Genomic DNA, 26,318 nt, shown 5'->3' with positions numbered 1-26,318 from the left:
TTGGGAGGTGTTACAATGGGAAGGATTTAGTCTTTATTATTAGTAATTATCAAAATTTAAAACAAAGACGGTCACCTATTGTGACACGTAAAAATTTGGAGGTGAATCCCTAGTAATAGGGAGTTAATTGGAAACAGTACCCATATTAAACTTAGTAATATTTTTTCTTTTAATTGCATTGACCACTGTATTCGTAGGTTCGGAATTTGCGTTAGTTAAAGTAAGAGCAACAAAAATTGAACAATTAGCAGCAGAAGGTAATGGTAATGCTAAAGTTGTGAAAAAAATGATTAGTAATTTAGATTATTACTTATCTGCTTGTCAACTTGGTATCACAGTAACATCACTTGGATTAGGTTGGTTAGGGGAACCAACTTTTGATAAATTATTACATCCATTGTTTGAATTATTACATTTGCCTGAGCCCCTAACTACGACAATTTCATTTATTATCGCATTCATTGTTGTAACGTATTTGCACGTTGTATTAGGTGAATTAGCACCTAAAACATTAGCGATTCAATACACTGAAAAATTAGCACTTATCTATTCAAGACCGCTTTATTATTTTGGTATCGTTATGAAGCCATTAATTTGGTTAATGAATGGTTCTGCACGTGTGATAATACGCATGTTTGGTGTGAATCCTGATGCAAACAATGACGCAATGTCAGAAGAAGAAATTAAAATTATTATTAACAATAGTTATAACGGTGGAGAAATAAACCAAACAGAATTGGCTTATATGCAAAATATATTTTCATTTGATGAACGCCATGCGAAAGATATTATGGTCCCTAGAACTCAAATGATAACTATGAATGAGCCATTCAATGTGGATGAATTATTAGAGACGATAAAAGAGCATCAGTTCACACGTTATCCGATTACCGAAGACGGGGATAAAGACCATGTCAAAGGTTTCATAAATGTGAAAGAGTTTTTAACTGAGTACGCCTCAGGCCAACCTATTAAAATAAGCAACTTTGTACATGAATTACCGATGATTTCAGAAACAACACGTATCAGTGATGCTTTAGTTAGAATGCAACGTGAACATGTTCATATTAGTTTAATTATAGATGAATATGGCGGTACGGCAGGTATTCTAACGATGGAAGATATCTTAGAAGAGATTGTTGGAGAAATACGTGACGAATTTGACGACGACGAAGTAAACGATATCGTTAAAAAAGACGATAAAACATATCAAATAAATGGTCGAGTGTTGTTAGATGATTTAAATGAACAATTCGACATTGAATTTAAAGATTCTGAAGATATAGATACAATTGGTGGTTGGTTACAAGCACATAACACTAATTTACAACAAAAGGATTATGTCGATACCGAATTCGATCGTTGGATTATTTCAGAAATTGAAAATCATCAGATTATCTCAGTAATATTGAAGATTGAATATAATAAAGAACGCATAGCTGACACTGATGATGAAGAAGATTCAGACGCAGACTAACATACGAAGCATGATAAATCTTGTCTAAAGGGATTTATCGTGCTTTTTTATTTTTAGACATTTAGTGTGATATATATAGTGGAATAAATAATACACAATAAAAAGTAGTATTATATTTTTACTTAAAAATAATTATTGTAGTGAAATCGTAATGATTAAATTTATAAAAACTGGAAATATAGTAAATGTATTAATTTAATATTTTTATTGATTGAGAGGAGAATAGCTATGGGCAATGACACATATTATTTAAACAACGGTTACCCTATGCCTAAAATTGGTTTAGGTGTATATAAAATTACCGATGAGGAGATGGAGGTAGCTGTCCATAGTGCATTAGAAGCTGGTTATCGTGCTTTTGATACAGCATACTTTTATGGTAATGAACAAGCTTTAGGACAAGCTTTACGTAGTACTGATATCGATAGAGAAGACTTATTTATAACTTCTAAATTATGGAATGATTATCAAGGTTACGATAGTACAAAAGAATACTTTAATAAAACTTTAAAAAATTTAGGAACAGATTATTTAGATTTATATTTAATACATTGGCCATGTGAAGAAGATGGACTATTTATTGAAAGTTACAAAGTAATGGAAGAGTTATATGAAGAAGGAAAAATAAAAGCCATTGGTGTATGTAATTTCGAACAGCATCATTTAGAAACTTTAATGAAAGAAACTAAAGTTACGCCAGCAGTCAATCAAATCGAAGTACACCCTTATTTCAATCAACATGAGTTACAAGCATATTGTGATGAAAAGGATATTGCAGTAACAGCTTGGATGCCGCTAATGAGAAATAAAGGCTTATTAGATCATCCGATAATTGTGGATATTGCTAAATCATATGATAAGACACCCGCTCAAATAGTACTTAGATGGCATTTAGCACATAATAGATTGGTGATACCAAAATCAAAAACCCCAGCACGTATTAAAGAAAATTATAATATTTTAGACTTTAATTTAGAACTGACAGATATCGCAGAAATTGATAGTTTAAATAAAAATCAACGCCAAGGTAAGAATCCTAATGATGTACGTATCGGCACGTTAAAATAACTGCATAACTGAAGCAAAATATTGAGAAATAAAACAAAGGTACTAGAATGATTTAATTTAGCTATAAGACTTAATTTGCTAAAATAAATATACTTTTGAAAAAATTATAAGTATCAATTTTACTTTTAGAACAGGCGAACACAACTTTGAAGTTAGTGTAAATAGGCTTATTATAACTATGGTATAGGGATTGGAAATGTAAGTAAAAATAGAGAATGAGGGTGGCAAATGTATGAACGTAAGGGTCATTGTACCTTGTTATAATGAAGGTGAAAACATTGTAAAAACCTATGAGCGATTAACTGAAGTGTTAGCGCAAGATAGTGAACGACGACAATATAACTATGAATTACTGTTTGTCGATGATGGTAGTAAAGATTCTACTGTAAATTATATTCAAGATATTGCCAATAAAGACCAACACATTAAGTTTATTTCATTTAGTAGGAATTTTGGTAAAGAGTCTGCCATGCTTGCAGGTTATCAATATAGTACTGACTGTGATGCTGTAATTATGATAGATGCGGATTTACAACATCCTCCTGAATTCATACCTCAAATGATAGAAGGTTATTTGGATGGCTATGATCAAGTCATTGCTAAACGTAATCGTGAAGGTGAGAAAAAACCAAGAAAATTACTGACACGTAGTTACTATAAATTAATTAATTATTTTGTAGATATTAATCTCGAAGATGGTGTCGGTGATTTCAGATTGTTAAGTAATAGGGCGGTAAAATCTATTGCTTCATTAGAGGAATATAATCGATTTTCCAAAGGATTATATGAATGGATTGGTTATAATACAAAAGTCTTCACCTATGAAAATGTTGAACGAGAAGAAGGCGAATCCAAATGGTCATTTGGCAATTTATTAAATTATGCAATTGATGGACTTATTTCTTTTAACAATAAACCGTTAAGAGCAGTAATATATTTAGGTTTGTTTGTTTCTCTTATTAGTTTGTTATATATTATATACATTTTTTGCGGTATTTTAATTGATGGTATAGATACGCCGGGTTATTTCTCAACTATTGCTGCCATTCTACTGCTTGGTGGTATTCAACTCATTTCTATCGGAATCATCGGAGAATATATTGGCCGAATTTATTACGAAGTAAAACGAAGACCTAAATATATCGTATTAGCAACGAATATTACTGATAAGTCTAAAGATGACGCACAAATGGATGCGGGTTATACACAAGACCTTGAAGAAACTGCAAGACGTCAATCAAATAAGGCGACTATTGATAATAAATGACTATAGGTTATCACTAGTCATGTCTGATATAAGTATAAGATTTTAAATAATGAGTCCGGGACAGAAATATTCTAGAAAGTAAAAATACAGTGGAAATTCATTAGTAAAATTGAATTTCCACTGTATTTCATTTTCAAAGTATTTTTAGTAGCTCTTAGAGCTACCATTTTTCTTATATTTGTTGACATTAAGGCAATTCCAAGTTCGCGTTTTACTTTGGAGTCCCCCCGTAATTACATACGAGTGAAACCCAAAATAGTCTTCAAATATCCGAAAACGGGTTCTACATCTATCTTTCTTTGTGGATTTTTTCAGTTTCAGGATTTGAAAGCAACTTTTGAGTCATATTTGAAGTATTCCCACATATTATTTTTTCATAATTTTTTAATTTGTAGTTTGATATGCATTTTTTCGACATAAGTTAAATAAGTCACAATTACTACAGTTTTTACATTCATATAATTTAAAATCACGTTGGTAATTATACTTATTAATTCGGTAAGCATATCTCTTAAATGGCAATCTACGATTGTCAGGACATATGAACTCATCTTTGATTTCATCGTAAGTCCAATTTTGAGTGTTAAATGCATTTTCTTTATATTGCTTCGTTTGTTCTTTTAAATACATACTATATGTTATGAGTGGTGTTCGATTAAACAAATCTAATACATTTTTATAGTTTTGTTCACTACCATAACCAGCATCTGCAACAATGTACTCAGGTAAATCAAAATAGTTATTTTTGATGTTATTTAAAAATGGGATTAAAATTCTAGTATCTGTGGGATTCGGAAAAATATCATATGATAAAAAGAACTGTGAATTTGTAGCGATTTTGTAAAGTGTTGACGCCTAAGGGAATCGTATGAGTGAGAGACTACAGACTCGAGCCATACTATCCTAAATCAAGGCAAGCATGCACGAATAAAATCGTAGATTATAAAAAATAACACCTCATTTTTACTGAATAAATCAGTAGAATGAGGTGTTATTTAATTCGAGTTAAGAATTATGTCTCGAACTCTTATTTATGCATGTGTTATTTTTTACGTAATTTACCAATTACAAATGACACAACAGCTACTAGTATGATTGTACCAATCAATGCTGGGAAGACAGCGATGCCACCTAAATGCCAGCCCCAATCACCTAGTAACCAAGAACCTAAAGCTGAACCTACAATACCAGCGATTATATTACCAAGAATACCTCCAGGAATATCTTTACCTAAAATGCCACCAGCGATCCAACCTATTAAACCGCCGACGATTAACATGAGTATAAAGCCCATAAAAATCGGCCTCCTTTTTGTAACTTAATTATTATTTATATATACCACTAAAGTAAATTAAATAATCATTTTAATTTTTAAATATCTTTTGCCATAAAATAAATAAAATGAAAATGATGTATATTAAAATGAAGGCATACCAATATGGTGTCAATAACATCATTACCGCAAAGGATATAATATAAAGTATATGGCCAACTAAAATTGGATTTTTCACGCGTTTAATAAAGGGCAATTGTGCTTGTTCAGTAGGTTTAAATGTACTGTAGAAGAGCAATATTGCGCCAATCAATGAAATGGTGGGTGCTAGATATGGGACTGACATATAATAGGAGTCGTGGCTCGTATCGTAAGCAAGAATAGTAGATGTGCTTAAAATAATTGTAAGTACAGCTGCTATGAATTTTTGATCTTCAATAAATAAGACGCGAACTTTATTATTTATGTACAGTTGTAATAGTGTCCAAATAATTAATGACAATATAAAAGTGAATGTTATAAAATCATATTCACCGCTTATAAATAAATTAATAAGACCATTAACAGTAATTGCAATGAGAATAGAGCTATACTTAAGTTGTTTAAAATTCTGGCGAAACAGGTCAAAACTTAATATGACGACTGTAACTAATATGTTGATGATAATAGATATTAGCATTTTGGTCTCCTTACATTAATAGTTCATTGCAGTATTATACCAATATATGTCACATTAAGCATTTAATAACAATAAATATTGTAAACTTTTATCTTTTGTTAGTGTTTGCATTATTAAAACATTCTACAATCCAAGTAATTAAGCACTATAAATTATTAATTGCGATAAATAGTATAAGTAGCCAATCGTAGTTGTAAAATGAATATATTTTAATAACATAGCGTAAAAGTTAGTATAATATGCTCAAAAAGGGGACTATACCCCTTTTTTATTACTCCACAATAATGTATGAAGTTGAGGTAAAACATAGACATTGTTCATATCGCTACTTTCCATAACACGAGTGACAAGATCTTCATATAACGATAAAAGTTTTTCAGTATGTTGCGCTACGTGTTCACCGTCTAAATATGGATTACCTACTTGTAAATAAAATGGTATGGATGGGTAGCGGTGATGAATCATTTTAGCAAAGTCATAATCTTCATCATCAAATATAACTACTTTTAAATTCAAAGTGTCATGTTTACATTGTTCGATGACTTCATCTAAGACTAATAAATTAGGTTTCATTTTAGAACTAGGGGGTTTTGGACTAATAGTTAAGTCGTCGATTTGTGTCATCCATGGTTGGAATTTACTGCCTTGGGTTTCCAATGCACTATAAATATTTTTTGTTTCAAACAAATCTACTAGCTCTTGAATACCTTTAATCAGTGCAGGATTACCGCCTGAAATAGTTACATGATTAAACATGTCTCCACCAATTTCATATAGCTCTGAATAAATTTCTTCGGCAGTCATCATGCGAATATCTTCTTTTGCGCTTCCGTCCCAAGTAAAACTAGAATCACACCAACTACAACGATAATCACAACCAGCCGTTCTTACAAACATCGTCTTACGTCCGATTACTCTGCCTTCACCTTGAATCGTAGGTCCAAATATTTCGAGAACAGGAATTTTAGCCATTTTGATGCTCCTTTGGTCGATAGACAACGTAACTAGTTGGTGTTTCACGAACATATACTTGTAAGCAGTGAGGCTTGTTTGAGCGAGCGTCTAAGTTATTTTGTATTATTTCATAAATTGTTTGTGCCACTACTTCTGTTGATGGACTTTTACCTTTGAACATTGGCAATTCATTTAATAATTGATGATCGAATGAACCGTGAACAAGTTTTTTTAAATCACTAAAATTAACTAAAAAACCGTTGTGATCAAGTTCATCACCAGCTATTGTTAAGTTTACAAAATAAGTATGTCCGTGTGTGCGCATACATTTTCCGGCATCTTCACTTGGAATATAATGAGCAGCTGAAAAGTTAAAGTCCTTATTTAATTCGAATACATAGTTATGATTTACTTGAGGATAATTTTGTTGAAACATTAGTTATTCGCTCCTTTTTCAACCAAATAATTGTTCAAACCACGTGCACGTAACTTACATGCTGGACACGTGCCACAGCCATCGCCAATAATACCGTTATAACAAGTTAATGTGCGTTCTCTAACGTAATCTAAAACTCCTAAATCATCACTCAATGCCCAAGTTTCTTTTTTATCTAACCACATTAATGGCGTATGAATTACAAAGTTTTTATCCATTGATAAATTTAAAGTAACATTCATAGATTTAACAAAACTATCACGGCAATCTGGGTAACCAGAAAAATCTGTTTCACATACACCTGTGATTATATTTTTCGCATTAAGGTGATAAGCTAAAGCGCCAGCAAAAGATAAAAATAATAAATTGCGTGCAGGGACAAAAGTATTTGGAATTTCATCGTCGTTTGCTTCAATAGCCATATTAGGGTCTGTTAAAGCGTTAGGTGTTAATTGAGATAATAGAGACATATCCAGAACGTGATGTTTAAGTTGTTGCTCTTCGGCTATAGCTTGTGCAACTTCGATTTCTTGCGCATGTCTTTGTCCGTATTTAAAAGTTACTAATTCAACTTCATCAAAATGTTTCTTGGCCCAAAATAAACATGTTGTGCTATCTTGGCCACCACTAAACACTACAATGGCTTTATTGTTATCTAGTAATTGTTCGTTCATTTAAAAATTCGCTCTCCTTAAAAGTAACTACTGTAATAAGACATAAAAAAACGTCTATCTCTATAAAAAGATAGACGCGTTAAGTCTAGTTTTTTATAGAGGGTGTCAGCTAGAAACCTCTGTTTATTCATTTACATGATGACTAGAATAATATATTTAAACTGTAAAATCAAGTTGATATTTGGCATAATAGCACTAATCGGCTAACAATAGAATGGTATGAAAGAGGTAATAATATGATTATCGTCATCGACAATAAAGATTCATTTACATATAATCTTGTTGATTATACAAAAAATATTTCTCAGCAACCAGTCAAAGTCATTGATGTGGATCAAGTTGATATAACGGCATTACAATACTTAAAACCTGAAGCAATTATTATCTCGCCAGGGCCAGGTAAACCAAGTGATTATCCCGTATTAAGTTATGTAATTACAACTTTTGCAGCAACTACACCTATTCTCGGTGTTTGCTTAGGCTTTCAATTAATCGTTGAGTATTTTGGAGGAAAAATAATTAAAAGTGACAAACCAGTGCATGGTCATGTAACGACTTTGACGCATACAAATAGTGGTATTTTTAAAGGCTTAAAGCAAAATTTTCAAGTTATGCGTTATCACTCATTGATTGCACATACGGCATCAATACCATCTGAATTAAATATTGTAGCTTATAATGAAGAACAAATTATTATGGCAGTTGAGCATGAACAATTACCGTTATATGGAGTTCAATATCACCCTGAATCTATTTCAAGTGAATATGGACATAAACAGTTACAATTATTTTTAACGAAAGCAGGTGAACACTGTGCACATTCAATTTAATTATCGCTATATGACTGACGCAAATGATTTTGAAACGTATCATATTGAATGTACAGATTATAGCGCTAAAAAAATAGCTTGGACCATTGATGAGGTAGGGGCTGTAGTATCGTTTGCCGAAGCGATGCAAAGCCAAGATAAATATGTAGCACTTTATTTACCTTATGAAGCAGCTAATTATTATAATGAAGATATGGCAGTGGTGAGTGTTCATGGTCCATATGTGTATGCAGCTGCTTATGTTTTTGATTCAGTCACACAAGTAACTGAACAAGCACCATATGAGTATGATAAATGTCACAATTTCCAATTTACAGAATCCAATGAAATATTAACGAAAAACATTGAACGTATACAGCAAGAAATTATTAACGGTAATACGTATCAAGTTAATTACACTACAAGATTAACTGACAACATTCAACGACCTATTTACGATTTATATCGACAATTGCAACTTGCTAATAATGGAAATTATTCAGTAATGATAGATACTGATGAATTACAAATAGCTTCGTCTTCACCAGAATTATTCTTTCAACAAGGAACTTTTAACAATAACGACAATGTTATTGTTAGTAAACCAATGAAAGGTACAATGTCTCGTGGCGTTACACCCGCTGATGATGAAATGCAATATACAACGTTAGCACAATCTGAGAAAGATAAAGCAGAAAATGTCATGATAGTGGATTTGCTACGCAATGACATTGCACGTATTGCAACAACAAATAGCGTAAAAGTTTACAAATTATTTCATATTGAAAAATATGATACTGTATTTCAAATGACATCGATGGTTACGGGACAACTTCCTCAATCGACGTCATTGAATAAAATATTAGCATCACTGTTCCCGTGTGGCTCAATTACCGGTGCACCTAAAATTAATACAATGAAATTTATTAAATCATTAGAGCAAGTACCGAGACATGTATATTGCGGAACGATTGGATTGCTAATGCCGAATGGTAAGTCCATTTTCAACGTACCAATCCGAACTATTCAATATATAGGAGAACAAGCAATTTATGGTGTAGGTGCAGGTATAACGATAGATTCGGAAGCGGATAAAGAAATAAAAGAATTTAATGACAAAGTAAAAATATTGGAGTGCTTATAATGAAATTATTTGAAACGATGAGACTCGAAAATAATGAAATTAAACGATTAGCATTACATAAAGAGAGAATTCAAAATTCTTGCGAAGCATTGAAGATAAATTTTGATAATAAGCAGTGGGACAAAGTGATTAGTCACATTTTAGAAAATTATCCTAATCAACTTAAACGATTAAAAATAATGATTGATCAACAAGGAGAAGTGTCATTTGAAATAGCTGAATTACCTGACAAACAATACTTTACTGCTCGTTTGGTTAAGTTAGATAAAGCAGTTAATAAACAAGACCTTATTCATAAAACAACGCAGCGAGATCATCTGCAACACGATCATTCTACAGATCTTATTTTATTACATGATGACAAAGGTAAAATATTAGAATTTGATATTGGTAATATAATGGTAAAAGAAGACGAACAATGCTATACGCCAGAATTCGAACAAGATTTTTTACGTGGCACGATGAGAAGATCTTTGATAGAACAAGGTTCATTAGAAATTAAAAATTATGATGTGACTACTTTCGTACGTAAACTACAAAACAATGAGATTAAAGTTTTTCTATTAAATAGTTTACGTGAGGTTGCCGATGTAGAAATTTATCTATAGAATATATAAAGAAAAAAGGTAAACTATTACTATATACAGTTTATTTAGAAATTTAATTACTCAAGTGAACAACAATGATTCAAAAATTATAGTAAAGAAATTATATTGATAAATTTAACTAACAACCCGAACGGAGAAAATAATGATAATTTTATGGCTACTATTAATTATTGGAGTAACGATAATTGCTAAGTGGGTTATTAATCACAACCATAAAGACCATGCTACGATAGTGAATTATTGTGTGCTTATTGTTTTTTGCTTAATACAATTTGTATTAGTTTATTTTTTGGTTGGTGACATTATTGAACTTTTAGTCAAAGGATTAAATGTTTTTTATCATTAAGAAATTATGATGAGGTGCAAGTATGAAAATATATAGTCAAGGGGATCAAGCTATAGTAGTCTCTATAGAGAAAAAGGTATCAAAGGATTTAACTGAAGACTTATTAGCATTAAAGTCCTATCTTTTAGAACGCAATTTCCCATTTATAACAGAAATTGTACCAACTGAATCAGATATGATGATTTGTTATGATGCGCGCAGTATGATTAAGCATCATCATATTCAATCACCTTTTCAATATATGAAAGACTTAGTTTATTCAATTAGGTTAGAAATTATTCATGATGATACACCTGAAGGGATAACAAATATTCCAGTCATATACGGTGGAGAATATGGGCCTGATTTAGAGCAACTATTACAATACTATAATATTGATTTAGACACTTTTATTAACCGACATACAAATTGTACCTACTTTGTATCTACGATGGGATATTCTCCAGGCTTTCCTTATTTAACAGGCATGGATGAGCGCTTATTTGTTAATCATACAGGAAAACAAAAATCCTTTATTCCAGCAGGTGCGGTTATTATTGAAGGGAAAAAGACTGGCATTAATACGACAGATACATATGGAGATTGGCTCGTTATTGGTTATACGCCAGAAACTTTATTCAATCCTGAGAAAGACGATTTTACTAAGCTTACACTTGGCGATAATGTAAGATTTATACCATGTAAAGAAAACGAGATAGATTTAGGGGGCTTCAAACCATGTCAATCATAATAGAGGAAGAAGGATTATTTTCAAGCTTTCAAGACTTTGGTAGACAAGGTTATGAAGACCGAGGTGTCATTCCAGGTGGTGCCTTAGACACTTTGTCTCACGAAATTGCTAACCGACTTGTAGCAAATGACAAAAATGAAGCAACACTTGAAATGACTAATAGAATGGCTCGTATACGTTTTACTGAACCAACATTGATCGCTTTAAGCGGTGGGACATTTAAGGCGACGACTGATGATTTAACCGTATTACCAAATAAATTATACTTGATGTTAAAAGGTGATGTCTTACGATTTGTTGAGACACAACGTACATCAAGAGTCTATTTAGCCGTAGGTGGTGGATTTGAATTAGATGAATGGCTAGGTTCAACCGCTACAGATTTTAAAGCTAAAATTGGTGGATTCCACGGACGTAGCTTGAAAAAAGGTGACGAAATTAATATGAAACGTAATTATTCTAAACGTCATCACAAATTATTTGAGAATTTAGAACATACGAGACAAACCAATTGGGGAATAGATGGTTATGCATTGTCGTTCAACTATATGTCTGATGTATTTCACGTTATAAAAAATAAAGGTACAGAGGATTTTGACCAAGATACATTAGATCGTTTTACTTTGAGTGAATATAAAGTCACGAGTAAAGCCAATAGGGTAGGTATGTTAGTTGAAGGTCAGTCTGTTAAAGCGTATTACGAAGATATGCCGCTACATCAATCTGTTAAACGTGGCACGATACAAGTTAAAAGAGACGGTACGCCAATTATTTTATTAAATGACCATTACACGTTAGGTAGTTATCCTCAAATAGGAACGATTGCAACTTACCATCTAACTAAATTAGGACAAAAGCATCAAGGAGAAAAATTGAAATTCCAATTTATCGATGTTGAGACGGCGGAAGAAAATTTAATTAAGTTTAATAACTGGTTAAACCAATTATTCCATGGTATAGAATATAGAATGCAGCTCGAAATGCAAAAATAAATAGAGGTGGGGTTCTACATTAGAACTTCATCTCTATTTTTGTGCACCAAGTTAATATTTGCTTCTCAATGAATGTCGATAATTGTTATTAAATATTAGTTGAGGGTTCATCGATGTTAAAATATAAATATTTTTCTATGTATTAAATGCTTATATGTAAGCCAGTGGACAATTTGCATTACAATTATTTATAAAAGTGAGATATTACGCTTTGCTTTCTAAGTCTGTGGTCTGATTAATTAGCGGAAAAAAATAAGTATAATCTATTGATGACATTAATTTTGAAGGCTTGAATTATAAATAAAGGTGATGTGTATTTCATGTTTAAATCACCCTAACACTTGATATTTGTTGATTATTACTATATATTTATAAATTGAACTATGTGCGTTTTTTACAAAAAGGTTACAAAACGCTATAATTGTTAGAGTGTTTTTACAACCATTAACAAAAATTTATTTCAGTCATTAACTATAATTAAAAATTATTACTTTAAATCAAATTAGGAGTTTGGATTGGGCTTAATAGCAACTTGTGTTATGCAACGTTAAGTGTAATGTTAAACTCATCGAATGTAACTTTAGCCAACAGTAATACATAACTTTGCAATAAGTTATCAGTTTTGCTTAATTATTTATTAAAGCAATAGTTAAATGTATTAATATGGATAGGAAATTATAATCTCCGTCCTGTAAATTGATAATATCGGGGGAAACGATCATGAGTTTACACAAGAAGAAATTAACGCTATTTGCGTTTTTTATTCTAACAGTGTTAACTGTTACTTTAAAAACGTATTTTTCTTATTATGTTGATTTTTCTTTAGGTGTTAAAGGATTAGTTCAAAACTTAATTCTTTTAATGAATCCATATAGTTTGATAGCACTAATATTAAGTGTGTTCTTATTCTTTAAAGGTAAAAAAGCATTTTGGTTTATCTTTATAGGTGGATTTTTACTTAGTTTCTTACTTTACGCGAATGTTGTTTATTTCAGATTCTTCTCTGACTTTTTAACATTTAGTACTTTAAACCAAGTAGGAAACGTTGATTCAATGGGTGGCGCAGTAACTGCATCATTCAAATGGTATGACTTTGTATACTTTATTGATACGATTATTTATTTATTCGTATTGATATTCAAGCACAAATGGTTAGATAGACGTGTATTTAGTAAAAAGTTTGTTCCGGTAGTAATGGCAGCATCAGTAGCACTATTTTTCTTAAATTTAGCATTTGCAGAATCTGATCGTCCTCAATTATTATCACGTACTTTTGATCACAAATACTTAGTTAAATATTTAGGACCATACAACTTCACTGTTTATGATGGTGTTAAAACAATTCAAAACAGCCAACAAAAAGCATTGGCTAACGAAGATGATTTAACGAAAGTCTTAAATTACACCAAACAAAGACGTACTACACCAAACAAAGAATATTATGGTGTGGCTAAGAAGAAAAACATTATCAAAATTCACTTAGAAAGTTTCCAAACATTCTTAATTAATAAGAGAGTAAATGGACAAGAAGTAACACCATTCTTAAATAAACTTTCATCTGGTAAACAAGATTTCAGATACTATCCAAACTTCTTCCACCAAACTGGTCAAGGTAAGACATCTGACTCAGAGTTTATGATGGACAACAGTTTATATGGTTTACCACAAGGGTCTGCCTTTTCTCTTAAAGGAAACAACACGTTCCAATCATTACCAGCTATTTTAGACCAACAACAAGGTTATACATCTAGCGTAATGCATGGTGACTACAAAACGTTCTGGAACCGTGACCAAATCTATAGACACTTTGGTATCGATAAGTTCTATGATGCAACATACTATGATATGTCACAAAAGAATATCCAAAACTTAGGTCTTAAAGATAAAGAGTTCTTTAAAGAATCAGTTGATTACTTAGCGAAAGAAAAACAACCGTTCTACAATCATATGATTACATTAACAAACCATTACCCATTCACTTTATCACCACAAGATGCGTCAATTGAAAAACCACACACTGGTGATTCAACTGTAGATGGATATATCCAAACGGCTAATTATTTAGACCAATCATTAGAACAATTTATCGGTGATCTTAAGAAAAAAGGTCTATATAAAGACTCTATAATTATGATTTATGGTGACCACTATGGTATTTCTGAAAATCATAACAAAGCAATGGAAAAACTATTAGGCGAAAAAATTGACGCAGCTAAATTCACAGACTTAAATCGTACTGGTTTCTGGCTGAAAATACCTGGTAAAAAAGGTACAATTGATAAAACTTATGCTGGTCAACAAGACGTTATGCCTACAGTATTACACTTATTAGGTATCGATTCTAAAAACTACTTGATGATGGGTACTGACTTATTATCTAAAGACCACAACGATACAGTACCATTCAGAAATGGTGACTTTGTGACTAAAGATTATAAATATGTAAATGGTAGAATCTACTCAAACAAAGATAACAAACCAATGACTACTAAACCGAAAGACTTCGAAAAACGTAAACAACAAACAGATAAAGATTTAGAAATGAGTGACGATGTCTTAAACGGTGATTTATTCAGATTCTACAAAAATCCAGATTTCAAAAAAGTTAATCCAGCAAAATATGAATATAAATCAGGTCCTAAAGGACAAGAGAAAAAATAATATAGTTTTTAGCCAAGACGACATGAGTTGTCTTGGTTTTTTTTATGATTAAAAAATGATAGGGTTTTCAATTAATGCTGAAAAATTATGAACTATAGATAGTTACTTTACTGGAAAATCTAATGGATGTCGGCGCAAGAGTATCATTTAGCTATTAAAAGGTGTATAATATATAGAACTGAAAATTAATTTAATAGAGATAATCAGAATATTCGATGTTAAAAGGATGTTGCATGTTGGAAGCATATAAAATTGAACATTTACATAAATCTTATGCCGACAAAATAATTTTTGATGACTTACAATTATCAATCTCTAGTGGCGAAAAGATTGGATTAGTTGGTATTAATGGTACAGGAAAAAGTACTTTATTAAAGGTAATGGCTGGGATAGACGAAGATTTTGAAGCGGATATCAATCATCCTAACGATTATCGCATTCGTTATTCATCTCAAAAACAGTCATTTGATGAAGATGTGTCTGTTTTTGAAGCCGTATTAAACTCCGACACTACAACATTAAAAGTAATACAACGCTATGAACTGGCAGTTAAACAATATAGCGAAACACAAAGTGACACAGATTTTCAACGTATGATGCAAGCACAAGAAGCTATGGATGCAAACGATGCTTGGGATTACAATGCTGAAATTAAAACGATTTTATCAAAATTAGGTATTGTAGATACGACAAAAAAAGTAAATGAGTTATCTGGTGGTCAACAAAAGCGCGTAGGTTTAGCTAAAACATTAATAGAACAACCAGATTTATTATTACTAGATGAGCCGACAAACCATTTAGACTTTGAATCAATTAATTGGTTAATCAATTATGTAAAACAATATCCGCATACTGTATTGTTTGTAACCCATGATAGATACTTTTTAAATGAGGTTTCAACACGAATTATTGAATTAGACCGTGGTCGTCTCACGTCATATCCAGGCAATTATGAAAGTTATATTGCGATGAGGGCTGAGAATGAACTTATAGAACAAAAACAACAACAAAAGCAAAAGGCTTTATATAAGCAAGAGTTGGCTTGGATGCGTGCTGGTGCGAAGGCTAGATCGACGAAACAACAAGCACGTATTAATCGCTTTAATGATTTAGAACAAGACGTAAAAGAGCAACATCAACAAGATAAAGGGTCTCTGAATTTAGCTTATTCTAGATTAGGTAAACAAGTATTTGAATTAGAACATGTGACTAAACAAATTAATCAGCGTACATTATTTGCGGATGTTACTGAAATTATTCAAAATGGCCAACGTATAGGTATCGTAGGTGCTAATGGTGTAGGTAAGACAACGTTACTTAATATTTTAAATAATGATGATCAACAGTATGAAGGTACATTGAAAATTGGTCAGACAGTTAAAGTGGCTTACTTCAAACAAACCGATGAGCGCTTAGATAGAGACATCAGAATGATTGACTATTTAAGAGAAGAAAGTGAAATGGCACGTGAACAAGATGGGACAACGGTGTCAGTTACACAGCTTTTAGAGCGCTTCTTATTTCCAAGTGCTACACATGGTAAAAAGTTATTTAAACTTTCTGGTGGCGAGCAGAAACGTTTATATTTATTAAAATTACTTGTACATCAACCTAATGTATTATTATTAGATGAACCGACAAATGACTTAGATACTGAAACATTAACAATTTTAGAGGATTACATTAGCTCTTTTGGGGGTACAGTAATCACTGTTAGTCATGATCGTTACTTTTTAAATAAAGTTGCACAAGAATATTGGTATATTCATGACGGTAAGATAGAACGTATAATTGGTAGTTTTGAAGATTATGAAGTACATAAAAAAGCGCAAGATAAATCGAGTGCTGGTAATAAAGTGCAACATAAGCAAAAGACATCACAACCGACGAAACGTAAAAAAGGTTTATCTTATAAAGAACAAAAAGAGTTTGACACGATAATTGATAGAATAGATCAAACTGAAGAACGATTAAATAATATTGAACAAGAAATGATAGATGCCAGTTCTGATTATGGTAAAATCAAAGAATTAAACGAGGAACAACAACAACTTCAGCAGCTATATGATGAAGATATTACTAGATGGGCCGAGCTTGAAGAATTAAAAGAACAATGAGGGATTTTATAACATGGAAGCAACTTTATCACATTATTTTGGTTACGACACCTTCCGTCCTGGCCAAAAGGAAATCATAAGTAAAATTATATCTCATCGTAATGTGTTAGGTGTATTACCTACAGGTGGGGGAAAATCAATTTGTTATCAAGTACCAGGTTTAATGCTGGGCGGGACGACGATTGTTATCAGTCCGTTAATTTCATTAATGAAAGACCAAGTAGACCAATTAAAAGCGTCAGGCATTAGCGCTGCGTTTTTAAATAGTAGTTTGACTCAAAAGCAACAAAAAGCAATAGAACAACAATTGCTAAAGGGTGAAATACAGTTTTTATATGTAGCACCAGAACGTTTTGATAACGATTATTTTATTAGCCTATTACAACAACTTCCTATTCGATTAGTTGCGTTTGATGAGGCACACTGTATATCAAAATGGGGACATGACTTCAGACCAAGCTATCAAGATGTCATTTATAAAGTTTTTGATTTGCCACAGGACTTTGCCATCGTAGCTTTAACGGCAACAGCAACAGCAGAAGTTCAAAAAGATATTATGTCACGCTTGAATATTAATAAGGCTGATGAAGTAAAGACAAGTACTAAACGACGAAATTTAGTATTTAAAGTAAACCCTACATATCAACGACAAAAATTTGTGATTGATTATGTAAGTCAGCATAAACAAGAAGCGGGTATTATTTATTGTTCGACGCGTAAACAAGTAGAAGAATTACATGAGGCGCTTGAAGATAATAATGTTAATAGTACGATTTATCATGCTGGTTTAACGAATAAAGAACGAGAACTAGCTCAAAATGACTTTGTCTATGACCGTGTGAGAGTCGTAGTAGCCACGAATGCCTTTGGTATGGGTATAGATAAATCTAACGTACGTTTTGTTATTCACTACAACATGCCAGGAGATATGGAATCATATTACCAAGAGGCAGGACGTGCAGGTCGTGACGGCTTGAAAAGTGATTGTATTTTACTCTTTAGTGAACGTGATATCGGATTACATCAATACTTTATCTCATCATCTAAAGCAGACGATGATTATAAAGACAAGATGGGCGAAAAATTAACTAAAATGATTCAATATACGAAAACTAAAAAATGTTTAGAAGCGACGTTAGTACATTACTTTGAACCTAACGAAAAGTTAGAAGAATGCCAACAATGTAGTAATTGTGTGCGTGAAAATAAAACTTATGATATGACGCATGAAGCGAAGATGATTATTAGCTGTATTGCACGTATGAAGCAACAAGAAAGCTATGGTGTGATTATTCAAGTGTTACGCGGTGAACTAACTGATTATATTCGTTATTGTGAATATGATAAATTATCAACGCATGGCATTATGAAAGATTATACGACTTCTGATTTAAGTCATTTAATCGACGAATTACGCTTTAAAGGTTATTTAAATGAAAACGATGAGATTCTGACATGTGACAGTAACGTTAAATCATTGTTGAACGCAGAAAAAGTAGTATTTACAACACCATTTAAACGTAAGTCGAAAGAAAAAGTAAGTATCAATACGGTTGAAGGTGTTGATAAAGCGTTATTTGATGAATTAAAAGATGTACGTCAAAAACTAAGTGAGCAATTGGATATCGCGCCTGTTAGCGTATTTTCTGATTATACGTTAGAAGAATTTGCTAAACGTAAACCAGAATCCAAACAAGATATGATTTCTATTGATGGCGTCGGTAGCTATAAATTAAAACATTATTGTCCGAAGTTTTTAGAAACGATTCAATCATATAAAGCTCAAATTTAATTAAAAACTTACTTACATTTGAAAAGTTAATAATAACGTATAAGCGTTTGCGTAGTTAGACTGAAAGTTTAGCTATGCAAACGTTTTTTATAAAAAGAAATATAGAAATGTAAAATTTTATATTTAATACTTTTTTTTACGGGTATATGTAGAACGATATAAAAATAAATGATGTGGAATTGCACTTTAGGAAATAAAAATTGAAGGTGAAGATATGATTAAGTTTAATAACGTGTCAAAACGTTATGGGGATAAATTAGCAGTAGAAGATGTAAGTTTTAATATAGAACAAGGAGAATTCTTTGTCTTGATAGGGCCTTCAGGCTGTGGGAAGACCACAACTTTAAAAATGATTAATCGCTTAATTGCCTTAACCGGTGGTTATATATACTTTAATGACAAACCGATTAGTGATTATCCGGTCTATGAAATGCGTTGGGATATAGGCTATGTACTACAACAAATTGCGTTGTTTCCGCATATGACGATAAAAGAAAATATAGCGCAAGTACCGCAAATGAAAAAGTGGAAACAAAAAGACATCGATAGCCGTATAGATGAATTACTCAACATGGTAAATATGGATCCAGAACAATTTAAAAATCGTAAACCCGATGAATTATCTGGGGGACAACGCCAAAGAATTGGGGTTATTCGTGCTTTAGCTGCAGATCCGCCTGTAATCTTAATGGACGAGCCGTTTAGTGCACTGGATCCAATTAGTCGTGAGAAATTACAAGACGACTTGATAGAATTACAGCAAAAAATTAAGAAAACTATCGTATTCGTTACGCATGACATTGAGGAAGCAATGAAATTAGGGGATAGGATTTGTTTAATGAATGATGGGAAAGTTGAACAAATAGATACGCCAGAAGGATTTATGACCAATCCACAAAGCGACTTTGTAAAACAATTTATGGGTAGCCATTTAGAACGCGATACACGCAATATAAAATTACGTGATGTTATTAACCATGATGTTGAACAAGTGGATGATCTGAAGAATGAATATCCAACACTCGATGGTGAAGCTACCATTAAAGATGCGTATGCTTATCTTGCCCAACATCCTGCAGTCATTGTCACTAATCAACAAAATAATAAACAGCATATTTTAAAGCGAGAAGATATGTTTAATTATTTAGCAGAAGTTAAAGGGGGGAGCAACTAATGCATGAGTTAATTCAAACGCTCTCTGATCGTAAAGGACAACTTGTAACGACAATATTTGAACATATACAACTGTCATTTATTGCTTTACTGATTGCAGCCTTAATTGGTGTGCCACTTGGAATATTATTAACAAAAACAAAAAAAGTATCAGAAATAGTTATGAATATCGCTGCTGTGTTACAGACTATACCATCTTTAGCATTATTAGGATTGATGATTCCGTTATTTGGTATAGGTAAAATACCCGCTGTAATTGCACTTGTCGTATATGCATTATTACCAATATTACGCAATACATATACTGGTATAGATGAAGTGGATCCTTCTTTAGTCGAAGCAGCAAAAGGGATAGGTATGAAGCCTGGACGTAGACTTGCTAAAGTTGAACTACCAATAGCTATGCCTGTAATTATGGCAGGTATTAGAACTGCGATGGTACTTATTATCGGTACTGCAACATTAGCAGCTTTAATTGGTGCGGGTGGTCTTGGTGATCTTATTTTACTAGGGATTGACCGTAACAATTCATCACTCATATTAATTGGTGCCATTCCGGCAGCATTACTTGCTATCTTATTTGATTTAGTATTGCGTTTTATGCAAAAGCTATCATACAAAAAACTAATTATTTCTTTAGTTTCTATAGCGGTAATCTTATTACTTGTCATTATAGGCCCTATGTTAGCCAATAAAGGTGATAAAGTAACTATCGCCGGTAAATTAGGGTCTGAACCTTCAGTTATCACAAATATGTATAAAATTCTTATAGAGGAAAATACGAATGATACTGTCGATGTGAAAGATGGAATGGGCAAAACGTCATTCTTATTCAACGCTTTAAAATCAGACGATATAGATGGTTATTTAGAATTTACTGGTACCGTATTAGGTGAATTAACAAAAGAGAAGTTAACATCTAAAGAAGAACCAAAAGTATATAATCAAGCTAAAACAAGCTTAGAGCATAAATATAATATGACGATGTTAAAACCAATGAAATATAATAATACTTATACATTGGCTGTGAAGGAAGACTTCGCGAAGAAAAATAATATTAAAACCATTGATGATTTAAACAAAGTTAAAGATAAAATTAAACCTGGTTTTACTTTAGAATTTAATGACCGTGGAGACGGTTATCCAGCGGTTAAAAAAGCTTATGGTTTAGACCTAGGTAAGGTTAGAACGATGGAACCTAAATTGAGATATCAAGCCGTACAAAAAGGTGACATTAATCTGATAGATGCATACTCTACAGATGCTGAATTAAAACAGTATCATATGGTTGCATTAAAAGATAATAAACACGTTTTCCCACCTTATCAGGGCGCGCCAATGTTTAAACAATCATACTTGAAAAAGCATCCTGAAATTAAGGCACCATTGAATAAATTAGCCGGTAAAATTTCTGATGAAGATATGCAAGAAATGAATTATCAAGTCACAGTTAAAAATAAAGATCCATATACTGTAGCCAAAAATTATTTGAAAAAGCATCATTTAATTAAATAACTAGAAATGAGTTGAGCGATTGCAACATGATCGTTCAACTCATTTTTTATGTTTAATAGCTGATGTTATTGCTTTTCATTCAGTTAAAGCGTTATAATAACGGATAAGTTTTTATTATAAAAGATCTAAAGGGGGACCAACAACAAGATGAAAAAACAAATAGAACAACTATCAGCTTATCAACCAGGTTTGTCGCCACGTGCGCTAAAAGAGGCTTATGGCATTGAAGGAGAATTATATAAATTAGCGTCAAATGAAAATTTACATGGACCTTCACCAAAAGTGAAAGAAGCGATTACTGCGCATTTAGATGAATTATATTACTATCCTGAAACAGGGTCTCCGTTATTAAGAGAAGCAATAAGTAATGAATTAAATATTGATGAAAGTCGTATTTTATTTGGCGCAGGTCTAGATGAAGTAATTTTAATGATTTCAAGAGCGGTGCTAACTCCTGGAGATAATATTGTAACGAGTGAAATGACATTCGGCCAATATACGCATAATGCTGTTGTCGAAGCGGCAGAAGTAAAACAAGTACCTTTAAATAATGGTCATTTTGACTTAGAAGGTATGTTGAACGCCGTGGACGAAAATACAAAATTAATATGGTTATGTAATCCTAACAATCCAACGGGTACATATTTTACACATGATGAGTTGAAACATTTCTTAAATCAAGCACCAAGTAATATACCTGTACTTATTGATGAAGCATACGCTGAATTTGTAACAGCTGATGATTTTCCAAATTCTTTAGCATTACAACAAGAACATGATAATGCCTTTTTACTAAGAACATTTTCAAAAGCTTATGGTTTAGCTGGCTTGCGCGTAGGTTATGTGATTGCAGCTAAAGAAGCTATAGAAAAATGGAATATTATAAGACCTCCATTTAACGTAGGTCGTTTATCAGAATATGCTGCAATAGCCGCATTCGAAGATCAAGCTTATCTTAAATCTATAACTGACTATAATGCTAAAGAGAGAGAAAAGTTCTTTGCTATTCCTCAAAGCGAGCATTTCTATCCAAGTCAAACGAACTTTGTGTTCGTCAATACTAATCGTCCAGATGCTTTATATGAAGAACTTCTTAAAGTAGGCTGCATCACTAGACCATTCCCAAATGGTGTTAGAATAACAATTGGTTTTCCTGAACAAAATGATAAAATGATAGAAGTATTAAAATCTTTCGATTACTAAGTGTGATTGATGCTAGTAATAATGGCACAGAGAGAATAGCTTATAAAAGGGAGTAGAATGATTAATGACTAGAGAATCAATTGCAATTGATATGGATGAAGTATTAGCAGATACTGTGGGGTCACTTATTGAACGTGTAAACGACCGTATGGACTTAAGTATCACATATGATATGTTAGAAGGTAAGAAATTACGTCATGCGATGCCTGAACATGATGGCTTATTAACTGAAATATTAAGAGAGCCTGGCTTTTTCAGACAACTTGACGTGATGGCAGGTGCACAAGAAGCAGTTAAAAAACTAACTGCCCATTATGACGTTTATATTGCTACGGCAGCGATGGACGTACCAACGTCATTCCACGACAAATATGAATGGTTAAGACAACACTTTCCATTTTTAGATCCACAACATTTTGTGTTTTGTGGGCGTAAAAACATAGTCAAAGCAGATTATTTAATTGATGATAATCCTCGACAATTAAGTATCTTTACAGGTAAACCTATTATGTACACAGCATCTCATAATGTTGATGATAATAGATTTGCACGTGTTAATAACTGGGAAGATGTAGAAGATTATTTCTTGGGAAATAAATAATAAAAGACTGGAGCGTTGCATAAGCAGCGCTTCAGTCTTTTTAATTATTTGTTGATTCATCAACAACGGTTAATATTTTGATGGCTTGAGGAATAATTTGAATATTTAAAGGTGTCGTTAAGGCAATTTCACCATCGATATCTACTTTATGTGTGTCGTCTGTTTCTATAGTGATTTCTTTTGCAGGGATATGTGTTATACCTTTTGTCATATTGTTCCAATTTAAACTATCACGTTGTTTAAAGACATCCGTAAATATATTAAATTTTTGCTCATCAAAAATGAATATATTTAAATAGCCATCGTCTGGAGCTAAATCCGTTAATGGGATGCGGTTACCGCCAATAAATGGTCCATTTGCCACTAATATCATTGATGATTCATCACTTAGTTCTTTACCGTCTACATTTACTTTATAATTAAACTTCACAGGATCTACAAGTGTTTTCATCGTCGAACTCACATAACTTAATTTGCCAAAAAGGTCTTTATTGCCTTCTTGAACATTAAGGGCATTTTGGACTATTAGACCTAAGCCTACGAAGTTTAATGCGTATCGATCATTTACCTTCATAACATCATATGATTTTAATGTAGTTTCTGTTAATTGTTGACTAGCAACTCTAAAGTCATTATTTAAATTCAATGTTTTAGTAAAATCATTGAACGTGCCACCTGGAATAATACCGATAGGGATATTTAATTCATGCTGCATCACACCATTGATTAATTCGTTAACGGTACCGTCGCCACCAAGAATGAAAATTATATCTACATCATCACTATATTGCTGTGATTTGATTGATTTACAAAATTCTATGATATTTCCTTCATCTTCACTTAACTGTATTGATAAGTGTTTACATATAGTAGTTAAAGATTTAGCGACTTCTCCTAAGCCTTCGTATATATCTTTAATACCAGAATGTTCATGGTAAAATAAAACGCCATGATTGTATGTTTGCGTCATTAAAGTGCCTCCTAGGTAGTGCATAAACTTATTATACTATATTTTAAAGCACATAATAAAACACCACGATTATTTTAAATAACCATGGTGTTGCACCCAATATTGTTGAATGATAGTTCTTATTTAATACCGCGCATACCTTTAACAATTTTAGGAATAAAGGCAGTGATGATAATACTGATTACTACCGTGATAATTCCTAAGAATAAGAAGTAATTTGTATCGCCTAGTGGTGCTCTTAATTTAACTAAAGTACCATTAATTGCTTGTGCAGTTGCATTAGTTAATAGCCATAAGCTCATCATTTGTGAGTTAAATGCTTTTGGAGCTAATTTAACTGCGGCACTGCTACCTGTAGGTGATAGGAATAATTCCCCAACCACACAAATGACGTAAGATAAGATTACCCAGTTTACACTAAAGTGTGATGCACCTGAAGCGTGCCCAATAACAGCAACAAGTAAATAAGAAACACCCGCTAGTGCTGCACCTAAAACGAATTTAGAAGGCAAACTTGGTTGCTTTGTACCAAGTTTTTTCCATAAGGCTGAAACAATTGGTGCGAGCAGAATAATAAATAATGGGTTAATTGATTGGAAAATAGCCATTCCAAATGGCGTATGCCAACCAAAAATATTTAACGACATGTCAGAATTTTTAATAGCGTAAATATTTAACACATTTGAACCTTGTTCTTGTATTGACCAAAATAGCACACCTAATATAAATAAAGGAATAAATGCGTAAACTCTAGAACGTTCATCGTCTGTTACTTCTTTACTACGAATCATAATAATGAAGTAAGCGATAGGTAAAGCTATACCTAATACAAGGACTGTGTAACTTACTAAATTAAATGATAACGTGTGCGTTAAAGCTGCGATGACTACTATAATAATAATAAGTGCGATTATTCCAGAGAATATACCTATGTATTTTTTTCGTTCATCTTGAGTCAATGGGTTTGTTGGTGACATACCCACATCTCCTAAGTTTTTACGATTAAATAACATATACCAAATTAATCCTAAGAACATTCCGAAAGCTGCGATTGAGAAACCAATATGGAAATTACCACCGTGAATAAATTGGTTTAGTATGAATGGCGCAACTAAGGCACCACTATTTACAGCCATATAGAAAATTACAAATCCGGCATCCATTCTTTTATCATCTTCTGGATAAAGACGACCCACAATATTTGAAATATTTGGTTTCATAAGGCCAGAACCAACGATAATAAAGAACATCGATATGAATAAGCCAGTTAGTCCAATTGGTAAACTTAAACAAATATGACCGATGATTATAAGCACACCACCAAGAATGGTTGCCTGTCGCGTTCCGGTAATACGGTCGGCTACCCAACCGCCAAGAACGGAAGTCATAAATATTAATGAACCATAGACAGCCATGATCGATTGAGCAGTTGTTTCATCGATACCTAGGCCACCATCTTTAAGACTATAGTACATATAAAAGATTAGTAACGCACGCATGCCGTAATAACTAAATCGCTCCCAAAATTCGACAAAAAATAGTACGCCTAATCCTCTTGGATGTCCAAAGAATCCTTTCTGTGGAATCCCGTCAAGCTGTTGTTTGTATGTGCTATCGTTATGCATAAACACCCAACCTTTCTTCTACAATTATGTATAAAAGGGATTTTACTCTTAAATAAAATTAATTGCAATAATATTCTAATAATAATAATATTCTAAAAATTCAGTTTATTTTAATAATAAGTTTTTTAACAATAAAAATAAAAAATGTTAATTATTGCGCAATAAAAAAACGGCAACCTAAATGGTTGACCGTTAGTTTGTAAT

At 32.4% G+C, this 26,318-nt stretch carries 22 protein-coding genes and 1 pseudogene; 15 read left to right on the top strand and 8 right to left on the bottom strand.

All coding sequences use genetic code 11. The annotated features are described in order from the left end of the window. Positions 1-127: 127 nt before the first annotated feature. The 3 genes from C7J89_RS11970 to C7J89_RS11960 all read left to right on the top strand — a co-directional run bounded on the left by C7J89_RS11970 (position 128) and on the right by C7J89_RS11960 (position 3,812). A complete protein-coding gene (locus C7J89_RS11970; RefSeq protein ID WP_103294996.1) occupies positions 128-1,477 on the top strand; it encodes a hemolysin family protein in 1,350 nt (449 codons plus the stop codon). A 228-nt stretch (positions 1,478-1,705) separates the two neighbouring features. Next, a complete protein-coding gene (locus C7J89_RS11965) occupies positions 1,706-2,545 on the top strand; it encodes an aldo/keto reductase (protein ID WP_103294995.1) in 840 nt (279 codons plus the stop codon). Between the two features lie 232 nt (positions 2,546-2,777). Then, a complete protein-coding gene (locus C7J89_RS11960) occupies positions 2,778-3,812 on the top strand; it encodes a glycosyltransferase family 2 protein (RefSeq protein WP_103294994.1) in 1,035 nt (344 codons plus the stop codon). A gap of 71 nt (positions 3,813-3,883) precedes the next feature. Here C7J89_RS11960 and C7J89_RS11955 read toward each other — a convergent pair. From C7J89_RS11955 to queC, 6 genes and pseudogenes are all read right to left on the bottom strand, one after another. Then, a pseudogene (locus C7J89_RS11955) lies at positions 3,884-4,652 on the bottom strand (transposase); the annotation flags it as partial. Between the two features lie 202 nt (positions 4,653-4,854). Further along, entirely contained in the window at positions 4,855-5,106 is a 252-nt protein-coding gene (locus tag C7J89_RS11950; protein ID WP_061855279.1) for a GlsB/YeaQ/YmgE family stress response membrane protein, read from the bottom strand. Between the two features lie 70 nt (positions 5,107-5,176). Beyond that, complete coding sequence (locus C7J89_RS11945; RefSeq protein ID WP_103294992.1) at positions 5,177-5,764, bottom strand: hypothetical protein; 588 nt, start codon at positions 5,762-5,764, stop codon at positions 5,177-5,179. 255 nt (positions 5,765-6,019) lie between these two features. Beyond that, positions 6,020-6,736 (bottom strand): 7-carboxy-7-deazaguanine synthase QueE, encoded by a 717-nt coding sequence (queE, locus tag C7J89_RS11940; RefSeq protein WP_061855277.1) that lies wholly within the window; start codon positions 6,734-6,736, stop codon positions 6,020-6,022. After that, a complete protein-coding gene (gene queD / locus C7J89_RS11935) occupies positions 6,729-7,154 on the bottom strand; it encodes a 6-carboxytetrahydropterin synthase QueD (protein ID WP_103294991.1) in 426 nt (141 codons plus the stop codon). The genes queE and queD overlap by 8 nt, the downstream gene beginning before the upstream one ends. Then, on the bottom strand, positions 7,154-7,828 hold the full coding sequence (queC, locus tag C7J89_RS11930) for a 7-cyano-7-deazaguanine synthase QueC (RefSeq protein ID WP_103294990.1): 675 nt from the start codon (positions 7,826-7,828) through the stop codon (positions 7,154-7,156). The genes queD and queC overlap by 1 nt, the downstream gene beginning before the upstream one ends. A gap of 236 nt (positions 7,829-8,064) precedes the next feature. Here queC and C7J89_RS11925 point away from each other — a divergent pair, with 236 nt between their 5' ends. The 12 genes from C7J89_RS11925 (at position 8,065) to C7J89_RS11865 (ending at position 23,519) form a co-directional block, all read left to right on the top strand. Beyond that, the gene (locus C7J89_RS11925; protein WP_106884414.1) at positions 8,065-8,658 is read left to right on the top strand and encodes an anthranilate synthase component II; all 594 of its coding nucleotides are present in this window, start codon (positions 8,065-8,067) and stop codon (positions 8,656-8,658) included. Further along, positions 8,642-9,781 (top strand): chorismate-binding protein, encoded by a 1,140-nt coding sequence (locus tag C7J89_RS11920; RefSeq protein ID WP_103294988.1) that lies wholly within the window; start codon positions 8,642-8,644, stop codon positions 9,779-9,781. The genes C7J89_RS11925 and C7J89_RS11920 overlap by 17 nt, the downstream gene beginning before the upstream one ends. Next, positions 9,781-10,389, top strand: a complete 609-nt coding sequence (locus C7J89_RS11915; RefSeq protein WP_103294987.1) for an aminotransferase class IV — start codon at positions 9,781-9,783, stop codon at positions 10,387-10,389. The genes C7J89_RS11920 and C7J89_RS11915 overlap by 1 nt, the downstream gene beginning before the upstream one ends. A 368-nt stretch (positions 10,390-10,757) precedes the next feature. Further along, positions 10,758-11,465 (top strand): 5-oxoprolinase subunit B family protein, encoded by a 708-nt coding sequence (locus C7J89_RS11905; protein WP_103294985.1) that lies wholly within the window; start codon positions 10,758-10,760, stop codon positions 11,463-11,465. Next, positions 11,453-12,457 carry a 5-oxoprolinase subunit C family protein gene (locus C7J89_RS11900; RefSeq protein WP_103294984.1) on the top strand — a complete coding sequence of 335 codons (1,005 nt, stop codon included), beginning with the start codon at positions 11,453-11,455 and terminating at the stop codon, positions 12,455-12,457. Before C7J89_RS11905 ends, C7J89_RS11900 begins: the two co-directional genes overlap by 13 nt. A 720-nt stretch (positions 12,458-13,177) precedes the next feature. After that, positions 13,178-15,118 carry a polyglycerol-phosphate lipoteichoic acid synthase LtaS gene (gene ltaS / locus C7J89_RS11895; RefSeq protein WP_103294983.1) on the top strand — a complete coding sequence of 647 codons (1,941 nt, stop codon included), beginning with the start codon at positions 13,178-13,180 and terminating at the stop codon, positions 15,116-15,118. Positions 15,119-15,351: 233 nt separating this feature from the next. Further along, complete coding sequence (locus C7J89_RS11890) at positions 15,352-17,235, top strand: ABC-F family ATP-binding cassette domain-containing protein (RefSeq protein ID WP_172459012.1); 1,884 nt, start codon at positions 15,352-15,354, stop codon at positions 17,233-17,235. A 13-nt stretch (positions 17,236-17,248) separates the two neighbouring features. Further along, positions 17,249-19,027, top strand: a complete 1,779-nt coding sequence (recQ, locus tag C7J89_RS11885; RefSeq protein WP_061855266.1) for a DNA helicase RecQ — start codon at positions 17,249-17,251, stop codon at positions 19,025-19,027. Positions 19,028-19,241: 214 nt separating this feature from the next. Continuing rightward, positions 19,242-20,201, top strand: a complete 960-nt coding sequence (locus tag C7J89_RS11880; protein ID WP_103294981.1) for an ABC transporter ATP-binding protein — start codon at positions 19,242-19,244, stop codon at positions 20,199-20,201. Continuing rightward, on the top strand, positions 20,201-21,715 hold the full coding sequence (locus C7J89_RS11875) for an ABC transporter permease/substrate-binding protein (protein ID WP_103294980.1): 1,515 nt from the start codon (positions 20,201-20,203) through the stop codon (positions 21,713-21,715). Before C7J89_RS11880 ends, C7J89_RS11875 begins: the two co-directional genes overlap by 1 nt. A 147-nt stretch (positions 21,716-21,862) precedes the next feature. Then, positions 21,863-22,918 (top strand): histidinol-phosphate transaminase, encoded by a 1,056-nt coding sequence (gene hisC / locus C7J89_RS11870; RefSeq protein ID WP_103294979.1) that lies wholly within the window; start codon positions 21,863-21,865, stop codon positions 22,916-22,918. A 64-nt stretch (positions 22,919-22,982) separates the two neighbouring features. Beyond that, positions 22,983-23,519: a 5' nucleotidase, NT5C type gene (locus C7J89_RS11865; protein ID WP_061855262.1), complete on the top strand. Its 537-nt coding sequence runs from the start codon at positions 22,983-22,985 to the stop codon at positions 23,517-23,519. A 40-nt stretch (positions 23,520-23,559) separates the two neighbouring features. On the opposite strand, the gene C7J89_RS11860 is transcribed toward C7J89_RS11865, so the two are convergent. Beyond that, positions 23,560-24,489: a diacylglycerol/lipid kinase family protein gene (locus tag C7J89_RS11860; RefSeq protein WP_103294978.1), complete on the bottom strand. Its 930-nt coding sequence runs from the start codon at positions 24,487-24,489 to the stop codon at positions 23,560-23,562. 119 nt (positions 24,490-24,608) lie between these two features. Next, complete coding sequence (locus C7J89_RS11855; protein WP_061855260.1) at positions 24,609-26,114, bottom strand: peptide MFS transporter; 1,506 nt, start codon at positions 26,112-26,114, stop codon at positions 24,609-24,611. Positions 26,115-26,318: the final 204 nt, after the last annotated feature.

This window comes from Staphylococcus kloosii, from assembly GCF_003019255.1.
In the GTDB taxonomy this organism is placed as follows: Bacteria; Bacillota; Bacilli; order Staphylococcales; family Staphylococcaceae; genus Staphylococcus; species Staphylococcus kloosii.
The sequence above is the reverse complement of the archived record's forward strand: the minus strand, read 5'-3'. Positions and strand labels throughout refer to the sequence as shown.

Bases quoted from the DNA above. Each gene is read 5' to 3' on its own strand.
- C7J89_RS11965 (WP_103294995.1), top strand. From the start codon at position 1,706: ATGGGCAATGACACATATTATTTAAACAACGGTTACCCTATGCCTAAA.
- C7J89_RS11960 (WP_103294994.1), top strand. From the start codon at position 2,778: ATGAACGTAAGGGTCATTGTACCTTGTTATAATGAAGGTGAAAACATT.
- C7J89_RS11950 (WP_061855279.1), bottom strand. From the start codon at position 5,106: ATGGGCTTTATACTCATGTTAATCGTCGGCGGTTTAATAGGTTGGATC.
- C7J89_RS11945 (WP_103294992.1), bottom strand. From the start codon at position 5,764: ATGCTAATATCTATTATCATCAACATATTAGTTACAGTCGTCATATTA.
- queE (WP_061855277.1), bottom strand. From the start codon at position 6,736: ATGGCTAAAATTCCTGTTCTCGAAATATTTGGACCTACGATTCAAGGT.
- queD (WP_103294991.1), bottom strand. From the start codon at position 7,154: ATGTTTCAACAAAATTATCCTCAAGTAAATCATAACTATGTATTCGAA.
- queC (WP_103294990.1), bottom strand. From the start codon at position 7,828: ATGAACGAACAATTACTAGATAACAATAAAGCCATTGTAGTGTTTAGT.
- C7J89_RS11925 (WP_106884414.1), top strand. From the start codon at position 8,065: ATGATTATCGTCATCGACAATAAAGATTCATTTACATATAATCTTGTT.
- C7J89_RS11915 (WP_103294987.1), top strand. From the start codon at position 9,781: ATGAAATTATTTGAAACGATGAGACTCGAAAATAATGAAATTAAACGA.
- C7J89_RS11905 (WP_103294985.1), top strand. From the start codon at position 10,758: ATGAAAATATATAGTCAAGGGGATCAAGCTATAGTAGTCTCTATAGAG.
- C7J89_RS11900 (WP_103294984.1), top strand. From the start codon at position 11,453: ATGTCAATCATAATAGAGGAAGAAGGATTATTTTCAAGCTTTCAAGAC.
- ltaS (WP_103294983.1), top strand. From the start codon at position 13,178: ATGAGTTTACACAAGAAGAAATTAACGCTATTTGCGTTTTTTATTCTA.
- C7J89_RS11890 (WP_172459012.1), top strand. From the start codon at position 15,352: ATGTTGGAAGCATATAAAATTGAACATTTACATAAATCTTATGCCGAC.
- recQ (WP_061855266.1), top strand. From the start codon at position 17,249: ATGGAAGCAACTTTATCACATTATTTTGGTTACGACACCTTCCGTCCT.
- C7J89_RS11880 (WP_103294981.1), top strand. From the start codon at position 19,242: ATGATTAAGTTTAATAACGTGTCAAAACGTTATGGGGATAAATTAGCA.
- C7J89_RS11875 (WP_103294980.1), top strand. From the start codon at position 20,201: ATGCATGAGTTAATTCAAACGCTCTCTGATCGTAAAGGACAACTTGTA.
- hisC (WP_103294979.1), top strand. From the start codon at position 21,863: ATGAAAAAACAAATAGAACAACTATCAGCTTATCAACCAGGTTTGTCG.
- C7J89_RS11865 (WP_061855262.1), top strand. From the start codon at position 22,983: ATGACTAGAGAATCAATTGCAATTGATATGGATGAAGTATTAGCAGAT.
- C7J89_RS11860 (WP_103294978.1), bottom strand. From the start codon at position 24,489: ATGACGCAAACATACAATCATGGCGTTTTATTTTACCATGAACATTCT.
- C7J89_RS11855 (WP_061855260.1), bottom strand. From the start codon at position 26,114: ATGCATAACGATAGCACATACAAACAACAGCTTGACGGGATTCCACAG.